Origin of the sequence: Cytobacillus firmus NBRC 15306, from assembly GCF_001591465.1 — a bacterium.
GTDB lineage: Bacteria > Bacillota > Bacilli > Bacillales > Cytobacillaceae > Cytobacillus > Cytobacillus firmus.
The window spans coordinates 1-5120 of the sequence record NZ_BCUY01000143.1 but is presented as its reverse complement, the minus strand read 5'-3'; the positions used below and the strand labels follow the sequence as shown (position 1 = coordinate 5120).

Below are 5120 nucleotides of genomic sequence, written 5' to 3'. Positions count from 1 at the left end.
CCCCACTTATCCTCATTTGATTCCTCTGAGTCTTGAAGTGGAGGTTTTACTGCCCGTTAGACTGCGATAAAAACCGGGAGCCTCTTTCTAATAGGAGGCTCCTTTTCTGAAAAAATAATTCCTACTATTTCACCCCGAAAAATGGTATTATAGAAATCAATCAGATTATTAGCTTAGGAAAAGCGTTAAAATGCATATATTAAAAGACATTACAGAAAGGGCGGTCATGAGAATGACAGGAAAAGTTTATTTAGTAGGTGCCGGACCGGGTGACCCGGACCTGATGACTGTTAAGGGAATGAGATGCCTGCAGGAGGCAGATGTTGTTCTGTATGATCGTCTCGTAAACCGTGAACTATTAAACTATGCGAAAAAAGAAGCTCAGCTGGTGTATTGCGGCAAGCTCCCCAATCATCATGTGATGAAACAGGAAACCATTAATCATCTGCTCGTCAAATATGCGAAAAAAGGTCTTCAGGTCTGCCGGCTGAAAGGCGGAGATCCATTTGTATTCGGCAGGGGCGGGGAAGAGGCAGAAGAGTGTGCCAATCATGATGTGCCATTTGAAATTGTGCCTGGAGTCACTGCAGGAATCGCGGCATCTGCTTATGCGGGGATTCCGGTCACACACCGGACCTTAAGCAAAAGTTTCGCATTTGTCACAGGACACCAGGCAGGAAACGAAGAAGCTGAGCACCAGTGGGCCCATCTGGCACATGCAGTAGACACGATATGTGTATATATGGGAGTTTCCCATTTGCCTAATATTGTGAAGAACCTCATTCAAAACGGAAAATCCCCTCAAACACCGATTGCCCTCGTGCACTGGGGAACACTTTCAGAGCAGCGGACCGTTACAGGCACGCTTGCTACTATTGAGAACAAAGTGAAAGAATCAAACATCACGAATCCAAGCATGATCGTCATTGGGAATGTTGTCGCCATGCACCATAAAATTAATTGGTTCGAAGAAGAAATTCCACCGCATCTGCCTGCTGTCCAAGGGTAGGCGGCGGTTTTAAAAAGGAGGGAGCCTAACTAATGAAGGCGGTCCTATACATCGGCCATGGCACACGTTCCAAAAAAGGAGCTGCCGAAGCAAACCTTTTTATCGAAAGTGTTATGAAAAAAGTCGATGCTCCCATTCAAAAGATTTGTTTTCTGGAATTAACAGAGCCTGATATTGAAACCGGCTTTGAATACTGTGTCCGTAAAGGCGCCTCCGAAATTGTCATTGTCCCTTTATTTTTACTCGCAGCCGGCCATATCAAGAAGGATATTCCTGAAGAGCTTGCCCCTTTAATAGAAAAATATCACGGCATCATCGTAAAGATGGCGGACCCTTTTGGAGTCCAGGACACTATTCTAGACGCCATTGCAGAGCTTGTTACAGCAGATGCCCAGCCGATATCTCCTTTAGATTCTGTTTTAATTGTGGGAAGAGGCAGCAGTGATCCTTCCATTCTAAGAGCTTTTGACTCTATCAAAAACGGAATCAGCAAACGTCTCCGTGTGAAAAATGTGCAGGTCTGCTATCTGGCAGCCGCTGCTCCGTCCTTCCAGGATGGTCTTGAATCCATATGCCAGAAGGCAAGCGGCAATGTGATTGTCATCCCATATCTACTATTCTCGGGGCTTCTGCTAAGTGAGGTAATAAGAGAGGTAAATAAGAAAGTAAAGGCAGGTTACTCTGTGAATCTTACTGATACGCTGGGAAAACATGCCGCTATCCAAAATCTGGTCGCTGGAAAAGCGAATGGAGAGGTGAATGTGAATGCAGCCGTTATTCATTGATTTAACCAGCAAGAAGATCGTTATTGCTGGCGGCGGCAGAATTGCCTTACGAAAAGCGAAAACACTTGATGGAGAAAATGCCCAAATTACGTTTGTTGCTCCTGATTTTACAGATGAGCTTCTTCATTTAGCCCATCAAAGAGGCTATGAGCTCATTCAGCGGGAAGCTTCCGCAGATGATTTTAAAGATGCTTTTTTATCCATTCTGGCCACAAATGAACGTGAAGCTAACCATGCCTTGGCTAAATCGCTGGATTCAGGTCAGCTGGTCTGCGTTGTCGATGAAGCAGGAGAAGGAAATGTAATCTTTCCGGCAGCTGTAAGGCGCGGTCCTCTTCAAATTGCTATCACCTCCAATGGTGCAAGCCCAAAGCTGACCCGGATGTTAAAAAAACAGCTGGATGAACAATTTGATAAAAGCTGGACAGGATATTCAGAATTTCTGGGAAACTGCCGCGATTATATTAAAAAGCTTTCTATCCCTCCTTCGGAAAAAAATGAACTGCTTGCCGAACTCCTGGATGATCGTTATCGACTTTCAGAGGATGAGAGGGAACGCAAATGGGCATATCTGCAGTCATTAGAATAAACAAATCCTCAACCGTGTCCTGGCACACGGTTGTTTATTTTGTTTATTGTGCAAATTCACTATGGTACATTGTTAGTAATGAATCGTGGAAGGCGGCGTGTAAAGTGCATTTTTTAACCTTTGAACTTGCTCAGGAAATAGTGGAGCGCACGATGAAAATTCTTAATAAAAACATAAATGTTATGAATGAAGAAGGCATCATAATCGGATCAGGTGAAAAGAAAGGATCAATAAATGGCAGCGGAACTCGTTCTGGAGCAGTCCTGCAAATCCCGAGAACCGTAATTGTTCTCAAGCTGCAAGAAGAACTTGCTGTTATTTCAACTTTGATATTTGGAGTCTTTCAGCTTTTTGGCTAAAGAAAGGGGAAAACAGGAATGAAAATAGTCATTGCGCCAGATTCATTTAAAGAGAGTTTATCGGCACTTGAGGCAGCGAATGCCATTGAGCGAGGGTTTAAAGCGATCTTTCCCAATGCACAATACAAAAAAATGCCGATGGCCGACGGCGGAGAGGGAACGGTGCAATCGCTGGCTGATGCAACGGGAGGAACGATCATAGAGCGATCAGTTACTGGACCTCTCGGGGAACCTGTTAAGGCTTTCTTTGGCCTGATGGGCGATGGAAAGACAGCTGTCATTGAGATGGCCGCTGCCTCTGGCTTGCATCTGGTTCCTAAAGAAATACGGAACCCCTTGCTGACGTCCACGAGGGGAACAGGTGAATTAATCGCTGCAGCAATGGACACAGGAGTGAAGCACATCATAATTGGAATTGGCGGAAGTGCCACAAATGATGCCGGGGCAGGAATGATACAAGCTTTAGGCGGAAAGCTTCTTGACAAAACCGGCAGCGAAATCGGCCCGGGCGGAGGATCGCTTGCTGATCTTTCAGCCATCGACATGTCAAACCTTGATTCAAGGATTCGGGACGTCCATTTCGAAGTGGCCTGTGACGTTGATAACCCATTAACTGGTCCAAGAGGTGCTTCCGCTGTCTTTGGCCCCCAAAAAGGCGCGACCCCTGAGATGGCAGAGCTGCTGGATCGGAATCTGGGCCATTTTGCAGATGTTGCTGAACATGCACTCGGCAAACCGTTCCGCGATATAGAGGGGGCAGGAGCGGCTGGAGGCATCGGCGGAAGTCTGCTTGCCTTCTTAAATGCTGACTTAAAAAGAGGGATTGAAATCGTTCTTGAAGCGGTTAACTTTGAGGAAGAAGTAAAAGGTGCTGACCTTGTCATTACAGGCGAAGGCAGGATTGACAGCCAGACGATTCATGGAAAAACTCCGATTGGGGTGGCAAAAGCGGCGAAGAAGCACGGAATACCCGTCATCGGTCTTGCAGGTTCCTTATCGGACGACAGCCATATTGTGCATGAACATGGTATTGATGCGCTATTCAGCATTGTTCCTGGCGTGATAACCCTTCCGGATGCCTTTGAGAAAGCAGCCATTTATATGGAAAGAACAGCGAGGAACATAGCAGCCCTTATGAAAATGAATAATGAGAAGCTGTGAGATTCAGCTTCTTTTTTTAATAGATAATAATAATGTTATGTAAACTATAAAGAAAGAAAACGAAAAAGGACTGCGGGCAGTCCTTTTCAATTACCTGTGATTATAATAAGCACAAAATATCCAATCATCGTGACCAGCCCAAAAGGAACCCCGAATACGGCCCACTCTTTACTTGTAATCTTCAGTTTCCCGGCAGCAATGATATTGGGAATATTCCCGGGAATCAGCATTCCGCCGCTGATCAAGAGTCCAAGGAGAATGGATTGAACGGTAAAATGATCCATGGATGGGCTGATTTCAGCCGCTGCAAGGGTGGCATTGTCCAGGACAGCAGAAATCATATTGATCCAATATAACAAAAGCGGATTTAAACCGATTAAAAAATGATTGATTAACGGTTCAAAACCGGCCCCAAGCATCGTCAGACCCATGACGAAAAAATAAATCTTCAGAGCTCTGACAAAAATTTCTTCATAGCTTTCACTGGCAGGCTTCTTGGTAAAGGAAGCTTTTCCAGAAACAGGCGGTTTTACAGCTATCACTGCCATTATTCCGAAAAATACGAGGGCGATGATAATTTGCGGTCCAACCAATTCCATCAAAAAGAAAAAGTCTTCTTTCAATTTACTGATTGCAATGGTGGAAAGCGGTTCCCCGATCGGCGTCAATGCAGCGCCAAGGCCAATCGAAAAGCAGGCGAGCACCGTCAGCCTGACTTCTGAACTTCTGTCCAGCCTTAGGGCACTGACAATTAACACAAGAACCAGCGCAGCGATAATAGCGGTAATGACACTTGAAATTAATCCAAGGAAAATGACAATCAAAGCTGCAAATAATCGAAACGGCATACGCCGGCTTACTGAAAGGATGCTTTTTTCCAGATTTGCCTGAAACCATTTAAACAAGAGGCCCGCAATAAAGACAGCAAGTGTAATTTTTACAGGCTCCTGTGCCGCTTGTACAAAAAGGCCGCTATTCAGAACTCCGCTTGCAAGTGCTGCTGCAAGCCCCATTAAAAATAAAAACATCTCCAGATTTTTTTCCACAAACTCAGAAAGAAAAGGCATGACAAGAACAATAATGAAAATAACCACTAACAAATAAATCATAAATCCTGCTCCATTTGGTTATTTTCCCAGCTTAATCACAAGGAATATTACATGCATATGCAAACCCCCGGACAAACTTGCCATAAAGTCAATCAGCGGGGAGTGCTT

5 protein-coding genes and 1 pseudogene are annotated in these 5120 nt (G+C 44.9%); 5 read left to right on the top strand and 1 reads right to left on the bottom strand.

Features of this window, described 5'->3' with window-relative positions:
- Nucleotides 1-232 precede the first annotated feature (232 nt).
- The 5 genes and pseudogenes from cobA (at nucleotide 233) to BFI01S_RS20805 (ending at nucleotide 3903) form a co-directional block, all read left to right on the top strand.
- On the top strand, nucleotides 233-1009 hold the full coding sequence (gene cobA / locus BFI01S_RS20825; protein WP_061794300.1) for a uroporphyrinogen-III C-methyltransferase: 777 nt from the start codon (nucleotides 233-235) through the stop codon (nucleotides 1007-1009).
- Between the two features lie 32 nt (nucleotides 1010-1041).
- Nucleotides 1042-1794, top strand: coding sequence for a sirohydrochlorin chelatase (locus BFI01S_RS20820; protein ID WP_061794299.1), 753 nt, complete (start codon nucleotides 1042-1044; stop codon nucleotides 1792-1794).
- Nucleotides 1775-2383: a precorrin-2 dehydrogenase/sirohydrochlorin ferrochelatase family protein gene (locus tag BFI01S_RS20815; RefSeq protein ID WP_061794298.1), complete on the top strand. Its 609-nt coding sequence runs from the start codon at nucleotides 1775-1777 to the stop codon at nucleotides 2381-2383. The genes BFI01S_RS20820 and BFI01S_RS20815 overlap by 20 nt, the downstream gene beginning before the upstream one ends.
- Before the next feature lie 104 nt (nucleotides 2384-2487).
- A pseudogene (locus BFI01S_RS23180) lies at nucleotides 2488-2607 on the top strand (sugar diacid recognition domain-containing protein); the annotation flags it as partial.
- A 153-nt stretch (nucleotides 2608-2760) separates the two neighbouring features.
- Nucleotides 2761-3903 (top strand): glycerate kinase, encoded by a 1143-nt coding sequence (locus BFI01S_RS20805; protein ID WP_061794296.1) that lies wholly within the window; start codon nucleotides 2761-2763, stop codon nucleotides 3901-3903.
- Between the two features lie 86 nt (nucleotides 3904-3989).
- Here BFI01S_RS20805 and BFI01S_RS20800 read toward each other — a convergent pair whose 3' ends face one another.
- Nucleotides 3990-5012, bottom strand: coding sequence for a DUF1646 family protein (locus BFI01S_RS20800; protein WP_061794295.1), 1023 nt, complete (start codon nucleotides 5010-5012; stop codon nucleotides 3990-3992).
- Nucleotides 5013-5120: the final 108 nt, after the last annotated feature.